The 23806-nt window shown below is 66.8% G+C and carries 23 protein-coding genes and 1 pseudogene; 16 read left to right on the plus strand and 8 right to left on the minus strand.

The genetic code is table 11. From position 1 onward, the window contains the following. Positions 1-209 precede the first annotated feature (209 nt). The 11 genes from ACWDOP_RS03695 to ACWDOP_RS03745 all read left to right on the plus strand — a co-directional run bounded on the left by ACWDOP_RS03695 (position 210) and on the right by ACWDOP_RS03745 (position 12241). Positions 210-1028, plus strand: a complete 819-nt coding sequence (locus tag ACWDOP_RS03695) for an MlaE family ABC transporter permease (RefSeq protein ID WP_456343834.1) — start codon at positions 210-212, stop codon at positions 1026-1028. 1 nt (position 1029) lies between these two features. After that, the gene (locus ACWDOP_RS03700) at positions 1030-1893 is read left to right on the plus strand and encodes an ABC transporter permease (protein ID WP_454207702.1); all 864 of its coding nucleotides are present in this window, start codon (positions 1030-1032) and stop codon (positions 1891-1893) included. 4 nt (positions 1894-1897) lie between these two features. After that, positions 1898-3340, plus strand: coding sequence for an MCE family protein (locus ACWDOP_RS03705; RefSeq protein WP_456343773.1), 1443 nt, complete (start codon positions 1898-1900; stop codon positions 3338-3340). 3 nt (positions 3341-3343) lie between these two features. Next, a complete protein-coding gene (locus tag ACWDOP_RS03710) occupies positions 3344-4366 on the plus strand; it encodes an MlaD family protein (RefSeq protein ID WP_456343774.1) in 1023 nt (340 codons plus the stop codon). After that, positions 4357-5382 carry an MCE family protein gene (locus ACWDOP_RS03715; protein ID WP_456343775.1) on the plus strand — a complete coding sequence of 342 codons (1026 nt, stop codon included), beginning with the start codon at positions 4357-4359 and terminating at the stop codon, positions 5380-5382. Before ACWDOP_RS03710 ends, ACWDOP_RS03715 begins: the two co-directional genes overlap by 10 nt. Beyond that, on the plus strand, positions 5382-6488 hold the full coding sequence (locus tag ACWDOP_RS03720) for an MCE family protein (RefSeq protein ID WP_456343776.1): 1107 nt from the start codon (positions 5382-5384) through the stop codon (positions 6486-6488). The genes ACWDOP_RS03715 and ACWDOP_RS03720 overlap by 1 nt, the downstream gene beginning before the upstream one ends. After that, the gene (locus ACWDOP_RS03725) at positions 6485-7642 is read left to right on the plus strand and encodes an MCE family protein (RefSeq protein ID WP_456343777.1); all 1158 of its coding nucleotides are present in this window, start codon (positions 6485-6487) and stop codon (positions 7640-7642) included. The genes ACWDOP_RS03720 and ACWDOP_RS03725 overlap by 4 nt, the downstream gene beginning before the upstream one ends. Continuing rightward, positions 7639-8817, plus strand: a complete 1179-nt coding sequence (locus ACWDOP_RS03730; protein WP_456343778.1) for an MCE family protein — start codon at positions 7639-7641, stop codon at positions 8815-8817. The genes ACWDOP_RS03725 and ACWDOP_RS03730 overlap by 4 nt, the downstream gene beginning before the upstream one ends. A gap of 14 nt (positions 8818-8831) precedes the next feature. After that, positions 8832-9539, plus strand: a complete 708-nt coding sequence (locus ACWDOP_RS03735) for a hypothetical protein (RefSeq protein WP_456343779.1) — start codon at positions 8832-8834, stop codon at positions 9537-9539. Positions 9540-9577: 38 nt separating this feature from the next. Continuing rightward, positions 9578-10780: a TetR/AcrR family transcriptional regulator gene (locus ACWDOP_RS03740; protein ID WP_456343780.1), complete on the plus strand. Its 1203-nt coding sequence runs from the start codon at positions 9578-9580 to the stop codon at positions 10778-10780. A gap of 222 nt (positions 10781-11002) precedes the next feature. Continuing rightward, a complete protein-coding gene (locus ACWDOP_RS03745; protein ID WP_456343781.1) occupies positions 11003-12241 on the plus strand; it encodes a TetR/AcrR family transcriptional regulator in 1239 nt (412 codons plus the stop codon). A 13-nt stretch (positions 12242-12254) separates the two neighbouring features. On the opposite strand, the gene ACWDOP_RS03750 is transcribed toward ACWDOP_RS03745, so the two are convergent. Beyond that, positions 12255-13616, minus strand: coding sequence for a WS/DGAT/MGAT family O-acyltransferase (locus ACWDOP_RS03750; protein WP_456343782.1), 1362 nt, complete (start codon positions 13614-13616; stop codon positions 12255-12257). A 293-nt stretch (positions 13617-13909) separates the two neighbouring features. Here ACWDOP_RS03750 and ACWDOP_RS03755 point away from each other — a divergent pair, with 293 nt between their 5' ends. Continuing rightward, the gene (locus ACWDOP_RS03755) at positions 13910-14707 is read left to right on the plus strand and encodes an SDR family NAD(P)-dependent oxidoreductase (protein WP_456343783.1); all 798 of its coding nucleotides are present in this window, start codon (positions 13910-13912) and stop codon (positions 14705-14707) included. A 28-nt stretch (positions 14708-14735) separates the two neighbouring features. On the opposite strand, the gene ACWDOP_RS03760 is transcribed toward ACWDOP_RS03755, so the two are convergent. The 6 genes from ACWDOP_RS03760 to ACWDOP_RS03785 form a co-directional block, all read right to left on the minus strand. Then, positions 14736-15911, minus strand: coding sequence for an alpha/beta hydrolase family protein (locus ACWDOP_RS03760; RefSeq protein WP_456343784.1), 1176 nt, complete (start codon positions 15909-15911; stop codon positions 14736-14738). A gap of 217 nt (positions 15912-16128) precedes the next feature. Further along, complete coding sequence (locus tag ACWDOP_RS03765) at positions 16129-17043, minus strand: oxygenase MpaB family protein (RefSeq protein WP_456343785.1); 915 nt, start codon at positions 17041-17043, stop codon at positions 16129-16131. A 329-nt stretch (positions 17044-17372) separates the two neighbouring features. Further along, complete coding sequence (locus ACWDOP_RS03770; RefSeq protein WP_456343786.1) at positions 17373-18230, minus strand: aldo/keto reductase; 858 nt, start codon at positions 18228-18230, stop codon at positions 17373-17375. After that, entirely contained in the window at positions 18227-18436 is a 210-nt protein-coding gene (locus ACWDOP_RS03775) for a cupin (RefSeq protein WP_456343787.1), read from the minus strand. Before ACWDOP_RS03775 ends, ACWDOP_RS03770 begins: the two co-directional genes overlap by 4 nt. 304 nt (positions 18437-18740) lie before the next feature. Then, positions 18741-19961 (minus strand): acyl-CoA dehydrogenase family protein, encoded by a 1221-nt coding sequence (locus tag ACWDOP_RS03780; protein WP_456343788.1) that lies wholly within the window; start codon positions 19959-19961, stop codon positions 18741-18743. A gap of 12 nt (positions 19962-19973) precedes the next feature. Further along, positions 19974-20930 (minus strand): AurF N-oxygenase family protein, encoded by a 957-nt coding sequence (locus ACWDOP_RS03785; RefSeq protein WP_456343789.1) that lies wholly within the window; start codon positions 20928-20930, stop codon positions 19974-19976. Positions 20931-21084: 154 nt separating this feature from the next. On the opposite strand from ACWDOP_RS03785, the gene ACWDOP_RS03790 reads away from it, so the two are divergent. The 4 genes and pseudogenes from ACWDOP_RS03790 to ACWDOP_RS03805 all read left to right on the plus strand — a co-directional run bounded on the left by ACWDOP_RS03790 (position 21085) and on the right by ACWDOP_RS03805 (position 23210). After that, the gene (locus ACWDOP_RS03790) at positions 21085-21702 is read left to right on the plus strand and encodes a TetR/AcrR family transcriptional regulator (protein ID WP_456343790.1); all 618 of its coding nucleotides are present in this window, start codon (positions 21085-21087) and stop codon (positions 21700-21702) included. 193 nt (positions 21703-21895) lie between these two features. Next, positions 21896-22165: pseudogene (locus ACWDOP_RS03795) on the plus strand (ArsR/SmtB family transcription factor); the annotation flags it as partial. A gap of 72 nt (positions 22166-22237) precedes the next feature. Continuing rightward, the gene (locus ACWDOP_RS03800; protein ID WP_456343835.1) at positions 22238-22630 is read left to right on the plus strand and encodes a VOC family protein; all 393 of its coding nucleotides are present in this window, start codon (positions 22238-22240) and stop codon (positions 22628-22630) included. Between the two features lie 55 nt (positions 22631-22685). After that, positions 22686-23210, plus strand: coding sequence for an SRPBCC domain-containing protein (locus tag ACWDOP_RS03805; protein WP_456343791.1), 525 nt, complete (start codon positions 22686-22688; stop codon positions 23208-23210). A gap of 46 nt (positions 23211-23256) precedes the next feature. On the opposite strand, the gene ACWDOP_RS03810 is transcribed toward ACWDOP_RS03805, so the two are convergent. Beyond that, the gene (locus ACWDOP_RS03810) at positions 23257-23688 is read right to left on the minus strand and encodes a hypothetical protein (protein ID WP_456343792.1); all 432 of its coding nucleotides are present in this window, start codon (positions 23686-23688) and stop codon (positions 23257-23259) included. Positions 23689-23806 lie beyond the last annotated feature (118 nt).

The following is a 23806-nucleotide window of genomic DNA, read 5'->3' on the forward strand; positions in this document are numbered from 1 at the left end:
CGAACTGATCGCTTCACGGCAAGAACGATCAGTTACTTAGCACTTGTGCGCCGGTCGCGCCCTGTGTAACACTTCACACGCTTGCAGCCATCGGGCGAACCATTGACGGTCCGTGGCGGCGATGAGCGGCAAGAAAGGATCGTCGGCACGTGACTGCCACCTTGAACAAGAAGCCGACCACCACCGAACCAACCCCGGAACCCGGTGAGCTGGAAAAGCTTTCGGCCAGCGTCACCACACTGTGGCGCGATCACCCGCAACGATCGCTCGAAACCCTCGGCCGCCAAGTGAGTTTGGCCCGGGACGCCTTCGTGCAATTGATCATTTCCCTGATCCGCAGGCGATTCCCGTACCAGGAATTCATCAAACAGTGCGCGTTCATGACGAGCGTGTCCGCGATCCCGACCGTGCTGGTCGCCATTCCCGTCGCGGTCGTCGTGTCGATTCAGATCGGCGCACTGGTCAATCAGGTCGGCGCGACCACCTTCATCGGATCGGTCGCCGGACTCGGCGTGATCCGCCAGGGCGCACCATTGGTGACCTCATTGATGATCGCCGGCGCGGTCGGATCGGCGATCTGCGCCGATCTCGGGTCGCGCACGATCCGCGAGGAAATCGACGCCATGATGGTCATGGGTGTGGACCCGGTCCGCCGGCTGGTCGCTCCCCGATTGGCCGCGGCGGTATTGGTGAGCATGCTGCTGTGCGGGTTCATCGTCTTCGTCGGATTCACGACGGCGTACATCTTCAACATCTACGCCCAGTCGGGCACGCCCGGGTCGTTCATCTCCTCCTTCGCCTCGTTCGCGGTCGCCAACGACCTCATCGTGGCGCTGCTGAAGGCGGCGATCTTCGGCGCGCTGACCGCGATCATCGCCTGCGACATCGGATTACACGCGCACGGCGGCCCCGGCGGTGTCGCCAACGCGGTGAACTCGGCCGTGGTGACCTCCGCGCTCATGCTCTTCGCGACCAACATCATCATCACCCAGCTGTACAACACGATCCTGCCGACGAAGGTGATCTGAGGTGAGTAGCAGTTACACCCCGGCGGCGCTCAAGCCGATCCGGGCGGTGTCCAACGCCGTGGCCGTACCGGTCCAAGCCAATCAGCGCCTGGGCCACCAGGTCATCACGTTCTTCCAGGCGATGGCCGCGATTCCGTTCGTACTCAAGCACTATCGCAAGGAAGTCGCCCGCCTGACCGCCGACGTCGGCTGGGGCAACGGCTCCCTGATCGTCGGCGGCGGCACGATCGGCATCGTCATCGTGCTCTGCGGATTCGCCGGAATCACGGTCGGCATGGAGTCCTACAGCGCCCTGAACCTGCTCACCATGAGCCCGCTCACCGGCGCGATCTCCGGCTTCGCCACCACCCGCGAACTGGCGCCCATCATCGCCGCGATCGCCTTCGCCATCCAGGCGGGCTGCCGTTTCACCGCGCAACTGGGCGCGATGCGCATCTCCGACGAGATCGACGCGCTGGAATCCATCGCGATCCGGCCGCTGCCCTACCTGATCAGCACCCGCATGATCGCGGCCACGCTGACCATCATCCCGCTGTACAGCGTGGGTCTCGCGGTGGCGTACATGGTCACCAAGCTCACCGTGCTCGTGCTCGGCGGCACCACCACCGGCACCTACGACCACTACTTCTATCAATTCCTGCTCGGCCCGGACGTGTTCTGGTCACTGATCAAAGTCGTCGTGTTCGTGATGACCGCGACCTTCATCCAGTGCTACTACGGCTTCGTCGCCACCGGCGGCCCCGAAGGCGTAGGTGTGGCCGCCGGCCGGGCGATCAAGATGGTCATCGTCGTCACGGTGTTCATCGACCTCTTCCTGACACTCGCCATCTGGGGAATCGACCCCGGTTTCCGGATCTCGGGGTAGCACAATGATTCTCGATCCCAGTGGTCGCGGGCCCAAGGCTCGCGACCTGACCCTGGCGGGCCTGTGCATGCTGCTCGCCCTCACCATGGCGTTGCTGCTGCTGGTGATGCGCTACAACGGGCGCTTCGAGGACAAGGTGCCCGTCACCGCCGTCCTCACCAGCACCGGTGACGGCCTGCCCGCCAATGCCGACGTGAAGTTCCGCGGCATCATCGTGGGCCGGGTCGTCGACGTGGAGATCGCCGCCAAGGGCGCGCGCCAGCAGGCCTCCATCTGGCTCAAACCCGCTCTGGCGGGCACGATTCCGGCGAACGTGACCGCCCGCGTCATCCCGAACAACCTGTTCGGCGTGACCGCGATCGAGCTCGTGGACAACACGCCCACCGGCACCGACAAGCTCAGCTCCGGATCGACCATCGCCGAGGACACCAGCGAGGCGACGATCCAGCTGCAGACCACCCTCAACGTCCTGCGCAACGTGCTGAACAACATCCAGCCCGAGAAGCTCGGCCGCGTCCTCGCCACGCTGTCGGCCGCGCTGGATCCCGGCTCGCGGGTGCCCGGCTCGACGATCGAGCGACTGGACAACTGGCTGACCCAGGTGCACGCCATCGACGGAATCGGCGACATGCTGGGCGATCTCGGCCGCGCGGCCACCGCGCTGAGCCAGTCCGCTCCCGAACTGGTCGGCGTGCTGTCCGAGTCGGTCACCACGGCCCGGACCCTGACCGAGCAGCGCGCGGCCATGGTCGCGCTGCTGACCAACGGCGGCACCGCCATCGACACGGTCAACGGGCTGTTCGGTGCCAATCCGGACGCGGGCAAGTTCCTGGTCTCGGGCCTGGACGAGTTGTTCAGCAGCCTGGCCCAGGACCCCGACGCCATCCCCTTCGCGGTCAGCAACCTCAATTCCGCGATCGCGCGATTGCAGACGGTGTTCACCTTCGGCCCCAAGCGCCAGATGGTGTGGAAGATGGACGTGTCGCTGACCCCGTTCCAGCAGTACACCGCCGAGGATTGCCCCACGTACGGTGATCTGCGCGGCCCGCGCTGCGGCGGCTCGACAGTTCCCGATACCGCGCCGGTCCAGGACTACCCGCAACAGATGCTCCCCCAGCATCTTTCGGCCGCGGGTCCCGCGCCCGTGGTGAGCCTGCCCGGTGTTCCGGCGGTACCCGGTGTCCCGTCCACGGTGCCCGGCGTTCCCGCCGGAACCCAGCTGCTGCCGTCGATTCCGGGCCTGCCGGCCATTCCCGGAATCACCGCCCCGGCCTCGTACACCGCGCCCGCGGGCGGCGGCGCGACGGTTCCGGCCGGGTTGCGCGGTGACGCCGCGATCGCCGCGCTCGTGGGCGGCAAGCCCAACATGGCACAGACCCTGCTGCTCGGTTCGGTGCTGCGCGGCGGCTACCTCGAGGTCTCCGATGCGCCGGAAGGTGGTGCGTGAGTTATGAAGTCACGAAAAGCGCTGATCGGATTCAGTCTCTTCGCCGTGCTGGCGTCGGTGGTGACCTACACCATGTGGTCGACCCTGCACCGCTCGGTCGCCGGGGACACCGAGAACTATTCGGCGGTGTTCTCCGACGTGCTGGGTTTGCGCGTCGGCGATGACATCCGCATGGCCGGCGTCCGCGTCGGCCGCGTGGACAAGATCGACTTCACCGACGGCTACCGCGCCCGGGTCGATTTCCGGATCCAGTCCGATCAGCACCCGACCACGACCACCAAAGCCCTGGTGCGCTACCAGAACCTGATCGGACAGCGTTACGTCGCGCTGATGCCCGGGGACAAGCCCGGAACGCCGATGGAACCGGGCGATCAGATCCCCATCGAGCAGACCGAACCGTCCTTCGACGTGTCCTCGCTGCTGTCGGGTTTCGAACCGCTGTTCACCGTGCTGCAGCCCGACCAGGTCAACTCGCTGTCGGAGACCCTGGTGCAGGCACTGCAGGGCAACAACGTCTCGCTCAGCGCGCTGATCACCCAGGCCGCCGAACTCGCCGGCACCTTCGGCCAGCGCGATCAGATCCTCGGTGACGTGCTGACGAACCTGAGCAGCGTCATGGCGGGTCTGGCCAACCGCAGCGGCGAGCTGGAAACCCTGATCACCCAGACGCGTTCGCTCATGCAGGGCCTGTACGCCCAGGGCGACGCGCTCAAGGGATCGGTGGATCAGATCGCCACCGCGACCGACTCACTGGTGCACATCGTCACCATGGTCAAGCCCGGCCTGGTGCGCGCGCAGAACGACGCGACCGACGGTGTCAGCCTGCTGCTGCTCAACGGCGCCGCGCTCGACGAGGCCGCGATCAACCTGCCCGAGATGCTCAACTCCATCGCGCGATTCTCCAACTACGGCGCCTACGGCAACGCCTACCTGTGCCGCCTGGATGTCTCGCTCTACAACGTCCTGCTGCCCCCGGGCCTGTTCTCGCAGGTCGGCGGCAACTCACAGTCGGAGGTATGCCGGTGATCACCCGACTCGGCGAACTCGTCTCCGGTGTGCTGACCAATCGCCATCTGCGCATGGGCCTGCTGGCCGCGGGCCTGGTGGCGGCGCTGCTCGTCGGCTCCATCGCGATCAAGCAGGCCCGCCTGGGCGATATCACCGTCGAAGCCGAATTCGCGCAGGCGGCCGGGCTGCGGCCCGGAGCCACGGTCGACGTCTCGGGCATCGAGGTCGGTCAGGTCGGCGCCGTCCGCCTCGAGGGGGACAAGGTGGTGGTCGACCTGCGCGTGCGCCACGACCTGCGCCTGGGACCCGACGCGCGCGCCGCGGTGAAGATGTCGACCATCCTCGGCCGGCTGCACATCGAACTCACCCCCGGCGACGGAAACGGCTTGCCGGACAACCGCATCCGCATCGACCGCACCACGGTCCCGTACAACCTGAGCAAGGTCGTCCAGGATCCGAAGTACCAGAACTCCTTCGAGCGCATCGAGGGCATCGACCCGCAGAAGCTGCGGTCGGCGCTGGACGCGGTCAGTGCGCAGATGGGCGAATCCCCCGAACTCGCGGTGCAGGCCCTGGACAGCATCGGCTCGCTGGCCAAGGTCGTCAACGACCGGCGCGACGCGGTGGACACCCTGCTCGAGAGCATGGACACCGTCTCGCAGCTGGCCGCGGACAACCAGAACAGCGTGCTGGTGCTGCTGACCCAGGGCCAGGCCATCGGCGCCGCCGTGCAGAAGCGGCAGGATCTGCTGCGCTCGCTGCTGGACAACGTCGCCGAGCTCTCCCGCGTGCTGCAGGAGATGGGCCTCGAGAACAACAACCAGATCGGCCCGCTCATCTCGGACCTGAACACCATGTCCGAGGGTCTCGAGAAGAACCGCGACAACCTGGGCCGGCTCTACGAGGTCATGCCCGTGACGCTGCGCCAGTTCAACAACGTGCTCGGCGACGGACCGTACGGAAACGTGTACGCGCCATGGCTTTTCCCGGACAACTGGCTGTGCTTCGCCCAAGCGATTCAGGGGTGCAACTGATGAGAGGCCGTCTCGCCGCCAAACTGGCGACCGTGTGCTGCGCCGCGCTGCTGACCGCGGGCTGCTCGATGCTGCCCAACAGCATCACCGGCGTTCCCAAGCAGTACCTCGGCTCGCAGATGCGGATCAGCGCGGACTTCGAGAACGTCGCCGGCCTCTACGCCGGCAACGAGGTCGCGGTCCTGGGTGTCCCGGTCGGCACCGTCGAATCGGTGACCCCGCGCGGCAGTTACGTCGAGGTGGTGATGAGCATCGAATCCGATGTGAAGATCCCCGCCGACGCGATCGCGGCCCTGGTGAACCCGCAGCTGATCACGAACCGGCACGTCGAACTCGCCCCGGCCTACAACGGCAGCGGCGAGACGCTCGCGCCGAACTCGCACATCCCGTTGCAGCGCACCAGGACACCGGTCGAACTGGACCGGATCCTGGAGAACTTCGATCAGCTCGGCGCGGCGCTCAAGGGCGACAACGAAACCGGGCCGATGGCCAGCCGGGTGCTGTTCCCGCTGCTCAACGGGAACGGTGACCGGCTCCGCGAAACCCTGGACGCGCTGTCCTCGGCGTTCGAGGTGACCTTCGCGAACAAGGACCAGATCGCCAACACGATCATCAAGCTCAACGAGATCACCTCGATCATCGCCCAGAACGATCAGACCGTGCGCGACTTCAGCGGCACCCTGACCCAGCTGGTCGATCTGATGGGCCAGCAGGCCCCCGGTCTGCAGGCGGTGCTCGTCCAGCTGAACGACTTCGTCAACAACACCGCGGCCCTGGTCGGAGACAACCGCGACCAGCTCGCGGGCGCGATGACCCGGTTCGTGAGCATCACCGAACAGATGCGGGCCAACTCGCGCGCGCTCACCGAGATCGTCGATGTCGGGCCGCTGATGTTCCAGAACCTGGCCAACGCCACCAGCCGCGAGCACCAGGCGCTGCGCCTGCACGGCCTGCTGGACAAGTCCGTGATCGACGGCGAGATCCTGTCGACGTTCTGCGAACGCGTTCAGATGCGCCTCGACGGCTGCCGCACCGGAAAGATCGCCGACATGGGGCCCGATTTCGGTCTGACCTCTGCCCTGCTCGGCATCACGGAGATGAAATGACACGACTCGCCACATCCGTTGCCGCACTGGGCATCAGCGCGGCCGCGCTACTGAGCGCGACCGGGTGCGCGGTGACGGTGAGCAGCATGCCGATGCCCAAACCCGGAATCGGCGCACCCGGCTACACGGTGCACGCCAGCTTCCGCGACGCCCTCAACCTGCCCGACCGCGCCCACGTCAAGATCGGCGGAAGCGACGTCGGCGTGGTCACGAACATCACCTCGACCAACTTCATCGCCAACGTGGAAATGCTGATCCGCGAGGACATTCCGCTGCCGCGCGGCACCACCGTGGAGTTGCGCCAGGCCACCCCGCTGGGCGACATGTTCGTGGCGCTGGCGCTGCCCTCGGAGCAGGATAGCGGTGAACTCCTGCGCGACGGCGACACCATCGGCACCGATCACACCGCCACCGGCGCCTCGGTGGAACAGCTCATGATGTCGATCTCCATGCTGATCAACGGCGGCGGCATCAACCAGGCCGCGCGCATCACCTCCGAGATGAACTCCATGTTCGCCGGCCGCGGTCCGCAGCTCGCCCATCTCATCACCGAGATGACCAGCGTGATCACCGCGCTCAACCAGCGCACCGGCGATCTGGACGGTGTCCTGGGCGGACTCGACGTGCTCACCACCGAATTGGCGAGCCGCAAAGCCGAACTCGGCCAGGCCGCCGACACGTTCCCCGAGCTGATCGGACTCTTCAACGAGAACAATCAGCGCATCGTCGATCTGCTGACCAAGGTCTCGACCACGATGGCCGCGCTCGAGGACTTCAGCAACACCAGCGGCGAGGACTTCGTGAGCCTCTTCGACAGCATCCAGAAGCTCATGGCCGGCTTCGCCCAGGCCGACGACCTGACCGCCATGCTCGACGGCCTGAACCAGCTCTCGCCCCGGGTCGTGGCCAGCATGCGCGGTCCGACGCTGGCGGTCTCGGCGACCATCTCGTACCTGAGCCTCGGCGCGCTCACCGATCCCACCGGCAGCCGCCTGCCCGAACTCGGCGACCTGCCCGCGTTCATGGGCAGCTTCATCCAGGTGCTGGAGAAGGTGTTCGGACGACTCAACAGCCCGGTCCAGCCGGTCGTGCCCGACGCGCCCGCGCCCGCGCCCGATGCCGGCCAGGACACCTCCGAGGAGGCACCGCGATGAATCCCCCTCTGTGGCAATGGCTCGTACGCCGCCGCATTTTCGTCGCCAACATCGGCTTGGTCGTGGTGCTGGCGGTCGGATGCGTGTACCTGGCGGCGAATGTGCTGCGGTTCAACCCGATTCCGCACACCTACACCGTCACGGTGATGATGGCGTCCTCCGGCGGACTGGTCGAGGGCAACGATGTGTCCTTCCGCGGCGCGCCCGTCGGCCGGGTCGCGCAGATCCGGGTCGAGGGCGACGGTGTCGCCGCGGTCGCCGAGATCGAGGACACCGTCAAGATCCCCGAGGGCGGCACGGTCTCGGTGGGCAGGTTGTCCGCGGCGGGCGAGCAGTTCCTGGACTTCCGCCCCGACGCCGATTCCGGCCCGTACCTGCTCGACGGCGCGGTCGTGGACCGCACGCGCACAACGACTCCCGTGCAGATGCAGTCGGTGCTGTCCAACCTCGCCGGCTTCATCGGCGGCATGAACCCCGACCGGCTCACCGTGATCGTCGACGAACTCGACAAAGCGCTGGCCGGTGGCCCGGACAAACTGCGAAACATGATCTCGGGCCTGAGCCGGGCCATGTCGGGGCTGACCGATCTGCTGCCCCAGACCCGGCAGCTGCTCGAGAACCTGATGGTGATCGGTGAGACCACTTCGCACGCCCAACCGGACCTGGGGACCATCACCGCGGCCGGCACCGCGCTGTTCGCCCAGTTCAGCGCCGCCGACGCCGAGCTGCGGAGCCTGCTCACCAACGGCCCCGGGCATCTGTCCACCATCGACGGGTTCATCAGCGAAACACAGGACCCCATCACGAATCTCGTGACGAACTTCGTCGCCATCACCAAGGCCGCGAAGCTGCGCGCCCCGGCCATCGCCGCGTTGTTCCCGGCCCTGCGCGCGGGGTCCGAGGCGGTCGGCATTCCCGCGCACGACGGCGCGTATCACACACTCGTGGATCCCTGGCCGCGGCCGTGGTGCGAATACGAGACCATCCCCGTCGCCCCCGCCGAGGTTCAGGTCGATACCCGGGTGCGGCTCTACAACTACTGCGTGACCAGCAATCCCGCGCTGCAGGTTCGCGGTTCGGCCAACGCACCGCGCCCGAACGTGCCCGACAACGGCGCCGACATCCCCGACGGCGCGGACCCGAACGCGTTGTCCCAGCCCGTTCCGGCGAGATAGGAGAAAGACCCCCCATGAGCGAGAACGACGTCGATTTGACCGAGAAGGCCGCGCCGAGCACGGACGACGTGGAAGGTGCTGCGCCGCGGCAGGAATCACCCGCCGAGTCGGCGTCGGCCGCGCCCGAGTCGGAGAAGGCCACGCCCGCAACCGAACCCGCGCCCGATCCGGAGCCCGCGGCCGGGCGGTCCTTCACACGGCGCCTGCCCTCGATCGGCAGGAAGGGCAAACTCGCGGCGCTGGTCGTGGCCGGGCTCCTGCTGGTGACCTCGCTGGCCTCGAACGTGTTCCTCTACCAGCGCGACGACAGCAAGGCCGACCTGCTGGCCGCGCACGAGTCCGCCCGCGAGGCGGCGTGCCGGTACGCACCGGTGCTGGTGACCTATGACGCGAAGGACCTGGACACCTATTTCACTTCGGTGCTCGACGGCGCGACCGGCGACTGGCGCAAGCAATTCGACTCCACCAGTAAGGATCTGCGCGAGGTGCTCGTGCAGGGCCAGGTGGTCGCCAAGGCCGACGACGTGCAGTGCGCGATCCGCACCGGCGACGAGAACTCGGCCGAGGCGATCGTGGTGATCGGGCAGACGATCACGAGCCTGGGCACCAAGGGCCAGCCCGCGCCGGGCCAGCTCTCGATGATCCTGTGGCTCGAGCGTTCGGGCGACCGGTGGCTGGTGAACAAGGTCAACTCGCCGTTGGCGCAACTGCCGCAGTCATGAAGCCCGGCCGAGCGTCATCGGCCGGCACAGGAGCTCGGGTGGTGCGCCGCCGCCCCAAGAACCGGCGCAGCCAGATCGCCGAGACCGCGGCCGCGGCCTTCGCCGAACTCGGCTATCACGGGGTGAGCATGGACACCATCGCCGCCCGCCTCGACGTGAGCTCCGCCGCGCTGTACCGCCACTACCCCAGCAAACACGCGCTGTTCGCCGAGGAACTGCTGCGGCTCGGCGCCGCCACGGTGGCCGCGGCGACACTGCCCCCGGCGGCCGCGACGTGGTCGCCGCGCCGGCGCCTGGACCTGGCCATCGAGGGCATCGTCTCGGGCACGATCACCAACCGCCCGACCGTCGCCCTCACGCGATGGGAGACCCGGTACCTGGCCGAGCCCGAAAGGCTCACTCTCGAAGGCTGTTTCGCCACCGCGATCACCCTGCTGAGCGGGCTGATCGGGGACGTTCGGCCCGACCTGCCCGAGCGTGAACTGCGCGTGCGGGCGGTCGGGATGTTCAGCGCCGTCAGCAGCATCGGCGATCATCGGGCCGTGCTGGCGGTCAAATCGATGAAGGCGCTGCTGAAGTCGATGTGCTGGGCGATGGCGGACATCGATCTGCCCGTCCCCGGCGCCGACGACCCGCCGACGGTGCCCGTGCCGATCCGCGCCGGACTCAAGCACGAACTGCTGCTCCAGCGCGCGATTCACCTGTTCTACGAGCGCGGCTACCCGAACGTGACGGTCGAGGACATCGCGGTGGCCGCCGACCTGCCTGCCGCCTCGGCGGTGTACCGCTACTTCCGCGGCAAGAGCGACCTGCTGACGGCGGCGTTCCGGCGGGTATCGGATCGCATGTCGGTCGCCATCGGCGCCGCGATCGCCGAAACCACCTGTCCGGCCGAGGCGTTGGCGACCCTGGTGCGGGTGTACGCCCGCGGCGCGTTCGCCGACCGGGAGCTGGCCTACGTCTACTACGCGGACTTCGGCCACCTGCCGCCGGAGGAATTGGTTCCGCTGACCACGGTGCATCGCCTGGTCGTGGACGAGTGGGCGCGGTTGCTGATCGCGGTGCGTCCCGAGCTGACGGCCGCCGAGGCCCAGGTGCTGGTGCACGTGGCGCTGGGACTGGTCGTGGACTACGGGCGGGTGTTCGGAGACGACGAGCGAGCGTGCCCGCACGGCTGGGTCATCGAGCTGATGCTGACCGCGCTCTTCGGTCACGCGGGACCGGTGTCCTACCGTCCCTAGCGGTACCCGATCGACTCGTTTAAGTTATTGAGAGTTCTCACATCTTTTCATGATCGAACTGCTACACGTTCCGCATCTTTGTAGCAGTTCTAGCTGGCTGAATGTGGCATACACATCGCCGAAATAGGCTGAATCGCTACACATATGTGATCTATAGTTCATTCTTCTTTTGATTCATTCCGGAGCTGAAAATCTGGTTCCCGTTCGGTTAACATCGCTCGCATGACAGCGGGTGCCGATCGCAAGATCCAGGAGGTTTCCCCGGCCGCAGGCCAAGCGCGACCGGTGCGCCGCAGGCCGAAGAACCGGCGCGCGATGATCGCGGCCACCGCCGCCGAAGCGTTCAGCACCCTCGGGTACCACGGCGTCAGCATGGACGACATCGCGGCGCGACTCGACATCAGTTCCACCGCGCTCTACCGCCACTTCCCCAGCAAGTACGCGCTGTTCCGCGAAGAGACGCTGCGCATGGGCACGGTCGCGGTGCAATTGGTGCGACTGTCGGCCGAGGAAGCGAGCCGTCCGGTAGCCGAACGCGCGAACCTGATCTTCGACGCGCTGCTGACCGCCTCCATCGCCAACCGCCGCGGCGCCGCGCTGTTGCGCTGGCAGGCCCGGTATCTGCGGCCCGAGGACCGCCGCGAGCTGAGCGCCGAGCTGATGACCGTGCACGCGGCCGGGACCGCGCTACTGGGCGAATTCCGCCCCGAGCTCGACGAGGACGACAAAGCCGTTCTGGCACAGTCGCTTTTCAGCATCATCGGCAGTTTGGGCGATCACCACGTGAACCTGCCCGCCAAGACGATGAACCGCCGGCTGCGATCCGCCGCGATCGCAGTGTGTAGCTGCGAGTTGCCCGCGGTCGAGCCCGAGTGCAGTCCCCCGGAGGAAGTGCAGCCGACCTTCACCCCGGAACTGCTGCTGCGACAGGCGATCACGCTGTTCCACGAGCGGGGCTATCCCAATGTCAGCGTGGAGGACATCGCGGCGGCGACCGGGCTGCAGGCGCCGTCGGCGGTGTACCGCTACTACCGCAGCAAGGGTGACATCCTCACCGCGGCGTTCCGGCGCGCGGCGAAACTGGTCTCCGATGCGATCGGTCCCGCGATCGCCGAATCCGACACCCCCAAGCAGGCGCTCTCGCGCCTGATCGAGCTGTACGTGGCGGGATCCTTCGACGACCGCGAGCTGACGTTCGTCTACTACGCGGAGATCGGCAACGTCGACACCGCCGAACGCACACTGCTGCGCAACATCCAACGTCTCAATGTCGAGGAGTGGGCGAAACTCCTGGTCGCGGTGCGCCCGCAGCTCACCCCGCAGGAGGCCCGGCTGCTGGTGCACACGGCGCTGGCGCTGGTGGTCGACCTGGGCCGGCGATACGGGTCAGCCGATCCCTCGTGCTCCAGAGCCCGTGTCGCACACCTGATGGGCGCCATTCTCTTCGGCCGCGACGCCTGATACGTCCGGCAGCTCAGGCGCCGGTGGCGTGCTCCAGCGCGCGCAAGGCATCGTCGAGATGCGCGAGCAGCCGCGACAACTGCGGCACCGAGCGCCGGCAGCCAACGATTCCGAAGTCGAGGTTGTCGGCGTTGGTGGCCACGGTGATGTTCAGCGCCTGCCCGTCGAACGGAATGCCCAGCGGGAAGTTCCCGTCCAGGCGCGCGCCCCGGCAGTACAGCGGTTCGGACGGACCGGGCACGTTGGAGATGATGATGTTGAACGGCGCCCTGGGCAGCCGCTGGAATCCCGGTACCTGAACCACGCCCAGGGGCGCCAGCAACAGGGCCGAGAGCGCCATCGCCTGAGTCTTGCTGAGATCGCCCAGGATTCGCTTACCCTCGCCCGTCGACTCGCTGATCGCGCGGATGCGCTCGGCCGGGTCCTCGAGGTGGGTGCCCAGGTTCGCCAGGATCATCCCCAGCGCGTTGCCGCCGGCATCGGCGTCGGCGCCGCGCATGGAGACGGGGACCATGGCGGTCAGCGGTCGTCCCGGCAGCGCCGCTCGCTCCCGGAGATACTCGCGCAGGGCGCCCGCGCACATCGCCAGCACCACGTCGTTGACCGTGGTGCCGGTCGCCTTGCGTACCAGGCGAATTCGCTCCATCGGCCAGGATCCGACCGCGATGTCGCGCGCGCCGCCGATCGGAACGTTCAGCATGGTCGGCTCGGCGGTCATCGGGAGCGTGAGGCGTTCGGACAGCACGGTGTTCGCGACGCGGGCGAGCGCGGGCAGAGCGGTGCGCGCTTCGTCGAGGCCCGCGCGCACCAGATCCGCCGCCGCGGCGAGCAGTGACGGCGGCGCGCTGTCCCGCCGGGCGCCGGACACGGTCCACGGCACCGGCAGTGACGTATCGAGGGGATCGGTACTCAGGGTGCGATGCAGGAGCCGGCGGCCGCTCATGCCGTCCACCAGGGCGTGATGCAGCTTGAGGTAGACCGCGAAACGACCGTCGGCCAATCCGTCGATCAAATGGGCTTCCCACAGCGGCCGGTGCCGGTCGAGCAGTCCGCCGTGCAATCGCGAGACCAGGCCGAGCAGTTCGGGTATGCCGCCGGGAGCGGGTAATGCCGAGCGGCGCAGGTGATAGTCCAGGTCCACCCCGGCATCGCGGTCCCAGGTGAGGTTGGAGAAGAAGCCCAGCGCCCGGCCCGGGCGTTTCCGGAACAGGGGCTCCACCGCGCCCGCGCCGATCATGTCGGCGAACAGGGTCGCGGCGAAGTCGGGGGCGGCGTTCTCGGGTGGTTCGTAGAGCTGGATCGCGCCGACGTGCATCGGGTGTTCGCGGGTTTCACCGGCCAAGAACACCGCGTCGATCGGGCTCAGGAAATCCATCAGGTATCCCTCCAGGCAGTTAAGTTTCGATCGAATCTGAGATCAGAAGGCGACGCTGCCATTCATTGGGGATCGAAACTCACTATTACACAAGTTGTTTCGCGATGACATGTGATCCTAAGTTACTGCAAATTCTCACACAGGTGGCTTGCATGAGGTTCGGTCCTGTGCCATAGTCCAGGGCTATCGACAGGGGGACGGTGCGTACGGACGCCACCGCGGGGAACCCCATGGTCGTGATCACTCGATCGCCGATCGCCATCGCCGCCGACGGCCCGAAAGGAGATTCAGCGATGCCGAAAGTTCAATTGACCGGAGCCACAGTGCTACTCACCGGCGCGACCGGCGGCCTAGGCCACGCGATCGCCCGCGAACTCACCACACAGGGGGCGCGCCTGGTGCTCACCGGACGCCGGGCCGAGACCCTGCACGCGCTCGCGGCCGAGTTCGGCGCGCAGGTCATCGTCGCCGATCTGGATCGGCCGGATGCCGCGGCGCGGCTGCGCGACGCGGCGGGGCCGGTCGATGTCCTGATCGCCAACGCGGGATTGCCCTCGGCGGGCCGGCTCCACGACTTCACGGTCCCGCAGCTGGCCACCGCGGTCGGGGTGAACCTGGGCTCGCCCATGGCCCTGGCGCACGTCTTCGGCGAGTCGATGTGCGCGCGCGGGTCCGGTCACCTGGTCTTCATGGGGTCGATCGCGAGCCAGCTCCCGGCGCCGTGCGCGAGCGTCTACAACGCGACCAAGTTCGGGCTGCGCGGGTTCTCGCTCGCGCTGCGCCACGAGATGGCCGAGCACGGTGTGGGTGTGTCGATCGTCGAGCCCGGCTTCATTCGTTCGGCGGGCATGTTCGCCGAGAGCGGCACCGCGCTGCCGCCCGGAATCCGCACCAGCGCACCCGAACACGTCGCGTCGGCCGTCGTCCGGGCGATCCGGGACGACGTCGACGAGATCGTGGTCGCGCCGCTAGAGCTGCGTCTGGGCGCCGCGGTCGGCTGCCTCGCCCCCGGTCTGCTGTCACCGATTCAGCGCCTGATCGGCGCGGACCGGGTCAGCAGTGATTTCGGCAGGGCGTTCGCGCGGCGGTGACGTCGCACCGCCGCGCGTGCCGTTGTGCTCAGGAGTCGTGGGCCGGTCGGCCTTCGGTGAGTTCGGGGTCGGTGAGTGGACGATCGAGTGCGGTGCCGTCGCGGCCCCGGAGGAACTTGTCGAACATCGCCGCCACGCAGGTGCGGGTGAGGGCCGCCGCGCGGTGCGCGCCGATCGGGCCGACGAAGTCCACCGACCCGCGCAGCGGGTCCGGCACGAGGGCGCTCAGATCCGTGAAGTCGTAGTGGGCGGCACCGCCCATGATCAAGTGGCGGCGCCAGCCGGATGAGTTGCGCCAGAACGCGTCCAGCGAGGGGTTCGCGTCGCCGATCTGTTCGATCTTCTCGCTCGTCATGACCAGCACGGGCTTGTCGGTTCCCTCGGTGACCGAACGCCCGAACGCCTCGTCGACGCCGATCTGCCCGTCGAGATCGACCGCCGCGTCGATCCGCGGATCCCGGTGCATGGCTTCGACGGCGACGTACCCGCCGGAGGAATGCCCGACCATGCCGACGTTTTCGAGGTCGAGCACCTCGCCGAGGCCCGCCGGCAGCACGCGCTGTCCGGCGTCGGGGTTGCCGCCGCGTCCCAGCTCGGTCAGGGAGTCGAGCACGAAGCGGGTGTCGGCCAGCCGGGCGTCGACGTACCGGGTCCGCAGCTCGGGATTGAACTCCCCCGCCGCTTCATGGAGAACGATTCTGCCGCCGGGGAATTCGACCGCGGAGGCCTCGTAGGGATGGTCGATGGTCACCACCACGTATCCCCGCGCGGCCAGGTCCTCCGCGAGGCCTGTGCCATAGAGCCGCGAGTCGCCGCCCCCTGACGAGTACAGCACCACAGGGTATTTGGCACCGCCGAGCGCCGGCGCACCGGTGAACGAGCCGGTCAGCAGTCCAGGCAACCGGATCCCGAACCGCTGCTCGATTCCCGGAATCAGCTCGGTGGACAGATAGTGGGCCGGCGGATACGGAATCACCTGTCCCGCAGGGTAGAACACCGAGACCATCAGCTCACGCCGCCGATCGGGCCGGAACGGGTCCGCCCGCCCCGCATCGACCAGATGCATCACCGTCTGCCCGACGGCGAGGTCCCCGCCCAGCGGCGGAAACACCGATGCGCCGACGGTGTCGGCCCGCGCGGTCCCGCCGCCCACGAGGACGGAGACGACGGCGCACACGACCAGCGAAATTCGAACGAACAACAAAGCCCCCAATGGTGGAATCCAGGCAGCCACTCCCGAGCTGCTCACACCCCGACCCGCGATGAGGGTATCGCCGGATCGCCTGTCCGGCAATCCGATCCGCGATCGGTGGCCGACAGTGACGCGATCGCACGAGTCCGAGGGCTTCGATTACGCCGCTGAGCGCATGAGTCAGCCGGCCGGGACAACGCTCCCGACCGGCTGTCGATTCACCGCGGGCTCAGATCAGCGCCTTCTGCTTGCGGATCCGGTACTGCACGTTCCGCATCATCGTCTTCGTGCCGGCGAAGCGGATGAACTTGGGGATGAAGCGGTTCACGAAACCTACGAACAGGAACAGGTTTTCGAATCGGCGCTGGTCGGTCTCGGTCCAGGGCACGCCCATCAGTTCGCGGAAGTGGGGGGCCAGGAAGCCGGTGGTCAGGAAGCGGAGGAGACCGCCGAACATGATCCGCAGGTACCAGTGGATCATGCGCAGGTGCAGCAGGTCGTCGATCATCTGGGCGACGTCGGGGTCCAGGTGGACCTGCTCGCAGGCCTCGTTCCAGTAGATGTCGAACTCGGCGCGGTTCCGCGGCCACATCGCCTCGCGCACCTGCAGGGTGGTGCCCAGCGTCGCCGAGGTCGAGTAGAACGCCTCGGCCTGTTCGGCGTCCATCTTGCCGTGCAGCAGCTGGTAGGAGTCCTCGAACCCGATGTAGATGCTGGCGGCGACCCACATCTGCAGCTTGGGGTCGAAGGCGTTGTACTTGAACTTCGCACCCGGCGCGGACCGCACCTGCCGGTGCGCGACGTCGACCGCCTCCCGGAACTCGGTCTTCTCCTCCGGCGTACCCAGAATGGCCACCGCGAGGTAGGAAGCCGTGGTGCGCAACCGCTTCCACGGGTGCACCATGAGCGACCCGGACTCGACCGTGCTCTCCACGACGCCGCGCCCGACACCGGGCGAGGACAGCTGCATGGCGACGTTGGCCGCGGCCCCGGCGAACTGCCAGAAGTCGAGCGCGTCCTGCAGCTGCGGCGGCTTCTTGGTCGCCGACCGGTGAATGGCCGGGATATGGATCCGGGTCTGCTCGGTGGTCAACCGGACCCGCCCGTCGGCCGGTTCGCCGACGACGGCAAACCGGTTCTTCACCTCCGGCTCCCGGTGCGGCTCGGACGAGGAAAACGGATCAGGAGCAGCAGTCATGGATCTCATCCCTTGATAGCGCGGCGCGGATCGATGCCGCACAGGGACACCGAGCCACCGACGGAACGTCCGCTCATCTCCCCCTCCGCGACAGTGCGTACCAGCAAGAATTGTCATTAACTTAACTGGTGGTCAGCGATCAGTCAATGACGAACGACGCTTTCTCCAGCTTTCGTCAGAACCGAATCCTCAACACGAGCACCGGATTTGCCAGTAACATACGAAGGGTTCGAGGAGCTGTAGCACCGACCGCGTAGCCATGCCGCACAAGCGGGTCACTTGCCGCTGTAGACAGGGAAGACGCTGTGATCGCCGTAGTCGCGGGCCCGGAGGTTTCGCAGGACGTCCATATCATCATCGGCGATCTCGAAGTCGACCTCGGCATTGGCGCGCATGTGCTCGGGATTGGCAGTCTTCGGTAGCGACACGGTGCCCAACTGCAGGGTGTATCGGATGCTCAGCTGGGGCACACTCACCCCGTACCGGTCGGCCATCGCGGCCACATCCGGATTCTTCAGGATCTCCCCGTGCGCGATGGGCGAATACGCCTCGACGAGGATGTTCTTGCTCGAGCAGTAGTCGATGAGCTCGGTCGGCGTATTGCCGGCATGCACGAGCAACTGATTGACCTGCGGTGCGAGGGTGCAGGTCGCGAGGATGTTGTCGAGATCCTGCTGCTCGAAATTGGAGACGCCGATAGAGCGGAGTTTGCCTGCCTGGTACGCGGTTTCGAGCGCACGCCAGGCGGCGCGGTTGCCCTCGGCGTAGTCCTCGCCCCGGAAGTCGTTCCACGGCTGGGGACTGTGGATGAGCATGAGATCGATATGGTCCAGACCGAGTGTGGACAGGGACGCGTCGATCGCGGCGACGGCCCGGTCGTAGTCCTTGATCTCGGCGGCGAGTTTGGTGGTCACGAACAGGTCCTCGCGCGGTATTCCGCTGCCGCGGACCCCTTCGCCGACACCGCGTTCGTTGCCGTATGCCTGGGCGGTGTCGATGCCTCGGTAGCCGATCTCGATCGCGGACCCGACCGCCTCGGCGGCTTTGTCGTCGTCGATGAACCAGGTGCCCAAGCCCAGCTTGGGGATCTCGATACCGTTCGACAGGGTGTAGGTCTCGGTCAGGATGGTCATGCGTTGCCTCCGTTCTCGATCGCAAGTGCGCGGTACACCTCGTCGGTGACCGGCTCGAGCCACTCGTTGCTGACGTTCTCACCCGGGGTGATGAAGGCGAGGTGCGAGAACCACGAATCGGCTTTGGCGCCGTGCCAGTGCTTGGTGCCCGAGGGGACGCGGATCGTCGTCCCCGGCTCCCCGTGGGGAGCCCAACGACGCCGCACGGTCTGACTCCTATCGCTGGACAGCAGGAACTGAAGCCGGCAACCACGCCAACATTCAGGCTAATACACAGCAACATTTTCTTCGTGCCGGTCCCCCGAACGCCGCCCCGAGCGTGATGTTGTCGCGGTCGATTCCCCTGGGACCTCGGATGCTCCGCGTTCGGTGAGCACAATCGCCTGAGCTAGCAGGGTGCATCGGGTAACACAGCGCCGCAGGGACCTCCGGCCACTAGACGGTGGGACTTCGAGTTCGCGCCGAAAGTCGCGGCACGAGGGCCGGTACTTCGGTTGTCGTCTCGACGTGTCATTTCAGCTTCTCGCTGCCCAGGCCCAGCACTCGACGCGCCACGATCAACTGCTGGATCTGCTGGGTGCCTTCGAAGATGTCGAGGATCTTCGAGTCGCGACCCCATTTCTCCAGGAGGCTGCGCTGTGAGTAACCCGTGGCACCCGCCAGCTCGACCGACTTCAGAGTGACGTCGGTGCCCATGCGGCCGGCTTTGGCTTTGGACATCGACGCCTCGAGAGAGTTGGGCTTGTTGTTGTCGGCCATCCAGGTAGCACGCAGGGCCAACAGGTAGGAGGCCTCCCAATCGGCCTCCAGGCGAAGGAATTCCGCGGCGGCTGCGGGCTGGTTGCTCACAGGAAGGTCGTAGGAGGGATCGATCCCGGCCTCGTTCAGCACGGCACGCAATTCCTCGAGCGCGGCGCCTGCGACGCCGATGGCCATCGCGGCGACGAGCGGGCGGGTGTTGTCGAAGGTCTGCATGACCCCGGCAAAACCCTTCTCCACGTTCACTTCCGGGTCGCCCAGGATATTGTCGGCCGGAATCCGGCAACCCTCGAGCCGCAGCTCGGCCGTGTCGGAAGCCTTGACGCCCAGCTTGTTCTCCAGGCGGGCCACGGTCAGTCCGGGGGCGTCCCGCGGCACCACGAACGACTTGATGGCGGCGCGCCCGGCCGACCTGTCGAGAGTTGCCCAGACCACGATGTGGGTGGCCCGCTGGCCGGTGGTGACGAAGATCTTGGTGCCGTTGAGTACCCACTCGTCACCGTCGAGGACCGCCGTGGTGGTCACGGCCGCCGAGTCGGAGCCGAAGCCGGGCTCTGTAATGGCCATCGCGGCCCAGATCTTGCCGAAGCGCGCCAGCTGGTCGTCGGTGGCCACGGCCATGATCGCCGCGTTACCCAACCCCTGGTAGGGGATGGTCATCATCAGCGCGGCGTCACCCCAGCACGCTTCGATCGCGCTGACCATCGCGGCCATATTGCCGCCGTTGACGTTCTCGGCTGCCTCGGCGCCGCGGTCAGCACCGGACGCGCGGGTGCCGGACGCGCCTGGGATCACACCGGCACCGGCGTCGTTCATCCCCGCCATCACCGCAGCCATGACGTCGAGTTCGACCGGGTACCGATGCTCAGCGAGATCGTATTTACGGGAGATCGGGCGAAACAATCCCACTGCGACCTGGTGCGCCAGATTGGCTGTGGCCGAAAGCTTCTTGGGAAGTTCGAGATTGAACATCGGCACGCTCCGTCAGGCTGAGCGGACGGGTTCGCTGCGGTAGCGCGAAGCCCGGCCGTCGACCTTCAGGAGCCGCCACAGCCGCTCCGACACCGGGTTCATCAGGCCGCAGCCGTACGCCAGGCCGCGCACATCGGAGAGCATATCGCGGCGCATCTTGCGCGACACCGGTGAATGCCAGAATGCCTCCCGCATCACCTCACGCGGAATGCCTTGCTGGGCAGCCCATTTCGGTGACGGCTTCGCGATCAGGTCGCAGGCGACGAAGAACATTATCGGGAACAGCAACGAGAGCGCCGCGCGCCGCAGCGGGTGCGAAGCCGGGACGTTGCGGAGCAGATACTCGTGGGCGAAGGAGATGTGGCGAGCCTCTTCGGCGACATGAATCTGCATGATGCGCAACATGAGTGGATGATTCGCGGTGCCCGACCGCAGAATCGTCTTCTGCATGTGGTCGATCGGCTCCTCGCCGCACAGGACCATGGAGAAGAAGAACGTCGGCACGACCCGCACCGTCATCGGAATGAAGGTGTGCACCGCTCGCACCAGCCAGTGGACGCCGGGTGTGTCCACGCCGATGCGGTTGACCAGCTCCTGAAACATCTGGGTGTGGTGGGTTTCCTCGGTGACCTCGTGGGTGAGGTACCGGAATTCGGGGTCGCCGTTGGGCAATTCGAAGACGTATTCGAGGATGCCGCGCATCAGCATGTTCTCGAACTGCAATCCCACTTTGGCGGTGTTCGCCTGACGCGCGAGGCCGATCCGGATCCGGTCCGCCAGCGGCTGGGCCTGATACCAGGCCGTGGCGCCCAATGGCTCGCAGACCGGCAGGACCCAGCGGGCATCGTTCGGATCGACAGCGAAATCGGGTTCGTCCCAAGCGATGTCGGTGAACGCGTCGAAGTGCCGCTGCACCGAGCCCTCCGAGAGAGTCTTCAGGATTTCCTGGTAGCTGGGCGCTGAAGTCATGGCTTCCACTCCTGAGATGGTCGGACGTCACTGTCCGAAATCCGATCGCTGATCCGCTCCGGCGGATGCACTCCGGATGTGCGATGCCGCGACACATCCGCAGATGGAACAGTAGACAGTTTTTGACTATTTGTCTACGTCGTAGGATTTCGTCATGAATGCACTGCCCACCGGCGGCGTCGTCGAGAACAGGGACATCCGCACCCGCATCGTCGATGCCGTGGCGTCGTTGGCGGCCACGACGGGGCTGCGCAAGCTGTCGATGGATGAAGTCGCCCGCAACGCAGGGGTGGGCCGCGCGACGCTGTACAACTACTTCCCCGGCCGTGACGCGCTGATCGCGGCTGCCGTCGAGTCTCAATTGGCCGTGTTCTTCGCCGAGGTCGCCGCGATGCGGGATCGATACGAGTCGCAAGACGATCAGCTGATCCACGGCTTCGCCCACGCGTACCGCCTCCTGCGCGAACACCCCGGCCTGAAAGCGGTGCTTCGCCTCAACCCGGACCTGCTGCTGCCCTACCTGATCGCCGACTCGAGCATCGCTCTCGACCTGGGCCGAGTGTTCGTCGAGTCCGCGATGCACCTGCCGGACAACGTCCCCCACGAGACGCGAGCGCAATTCGCCGAGCAGGTCGCCCGCGCCTTCCACACCCTGATCCTCATCCCCGCCAACACCTTCGGCCTCGAACAACCCGACGGTCCCGAGAACTACGCGCGAGACTTCCTGATCCCCGTCAAGGAACATCTGCTGAACAAGAACGCGTCGCGATAGCCTCCGCGCACCCGACCGACCCCGCATCCCCGGCTGCTGCCGGACACACGCCGATACACGCTCGTAGCCGCCGATCCTGGTCCGCCCGATCGCCCGCCGTTCCCGCGGCCGCGGCACTCGGGCTGTACGCCATCCCCGCGTCGATATGCAAGTGTTCACTTGCGCTTGACGTGCAAGTGAACACTTGCATATCGTGGGTGGCGTGAACGACGTGTACAAGGCGCTGGCGGACCCGACACGGCGGGCCATTGTCGACGAGTTGCGGGTCCGGGACGGACAGTCGCTGTTCGAGCTGTGTGCGCGGCTGGTCACCAACCACGGGCTGACTTCGTCACGGCAGGCCGTGTCACAGCACCTCACGGTGCTCGAGGCGGCGGGGCTGGTCACGACGGAACGTCAGGGCCGATACCGGGTGCTGCACCTGGATACCACCGCACTCGCGCCGGTCATCGGCAGTTGGCCGACCGCGCCCGTCGAGGCGCAGCTGCCCGTGGGCGAAGTGCACGCGGACACCGCGACTGTGCACCGGACGGGCATGCGGGTCACGTGGGTCAGCCTTTTCGTCGACGATCAGGAACACGCGCGGCAGTTCTACACCGACGTGCTGGGATTCGTGGTCAAGCACGATGTCGCGCTGGGTGGTGAGGCGCGGTGGCTCACCGTCGTCTCACCGTACGACTCCGACGGTGTCGAGCTCGTCCTCGAGCCGCTCGGCCATCCTGCGGCGAAAGTCTTCCGGGACGCGCTGTTCGACGACGGTGTGCCGTTCAACTCGTTCGGCGTCGACGACGTCGACGCCGAGTATCGACGGTTGGTCGGTCTCGGCGTCCATTTCACCCAGCCGCCCGCCGCGATGGGGCAGACGACCACGGCGATATTCGACGACACCTGCGGAAACCTGATTCAGATTCACCATCACCACGGCTGACCTGAGATTCACTGGCGATCGCCGATCACCGGGCACCGAACGAGAGGAAGAACCTGTGAACGACACCGCGGCCTACGGAACCTACGAGATCATCGACGGTCATCCGACGCTTCGCTTCGAGCAATCGCTGCCGTACCCGGCCGAGCGCGTCTGGCAGGCTGTCAGCGTGCCCGCCGAGCTCGAGCAGTTCTTTCCCGGCGCCGCGCCCTGGACACCGGAGAAGGGCGAGGTCATCGACCTCGGCGGGATGACCCTCGAGGTCACCGAGGTCGACGCACCGCGTCGGCTGGCCTGGGACTTCGACGGGCAGTCCCAGAGCTTCGAACTGGTCGCCGAGCCGGACGGGTGCCGGTTGACCTTCACCACCACCGTCACCGGCCTCCCTGTCGCGCAGACCGCCACCGGCTGGCAGATCTACCTCTCGCGCCTCGAACCCCACCTGGCCGGCGGTTTCCTCTCCGACAGCGACGCGCACAAGCCGTGGCGCGAGATCCACGAAAGCTACGCCGAGCGTTTCGGTCTCGACCCCGAACCCGGTCGGCGCTGGGCCGCGCAGAACCTGCCCGCCGAGCGAGCGTGAACGAATTCGCCACCCCGCCACGCCCGTCTCAGCGACGACGTGGAGGTCAGAAGCTGCCCGTGCCCGGCTTTTCGGCGTAGGGGTTCTCGGTGTCGTTGCAGCCGTTGGTGTTCGGATCATCGGGCGGTGGCGGCGGGGTGCCGACCGGTGGCGCGACCGTGGTCACCGTCAGGGTTGCGGTTGCCTCGTTCGCGGTCGCGACGATGGTGTGTGTGCCCGAGGTCGCCGGAACCCACTCGACCGTCTTCTCCACCGCGGGGAATGCTCTGCTCGAGCCGGTCGAGTCCCTGTTTCCGGCCCGCCAGTAGGCGGCGAAGCATCGGCCGTTGTCGGTGAAGACGACTCGGTTGGCGGAGTCGGCGCCACCTTGGGCCGGCATGGCGGTGATGCGGTACTCGGTCCCGGTTACGTAGCCGCCGGGCGGGGGCGGTTCGAGGAGGATGCTGATCTGGGTGGCAGCCGCTGCGGACGGCGCCATTGCGACCACCGCTGCCGACATGAACGCTGTTGCGCCCCAATGCATTCGTCGCCTCATAAAATTGTTCGAACTCAACTCTCACTCCAGTTCCCCCCTGAGAGGTCAGGGTCGCCGCACA

It is taken from the genome of Nocardia sp. NPDC003693 (genome assembly GCF_053981095.1).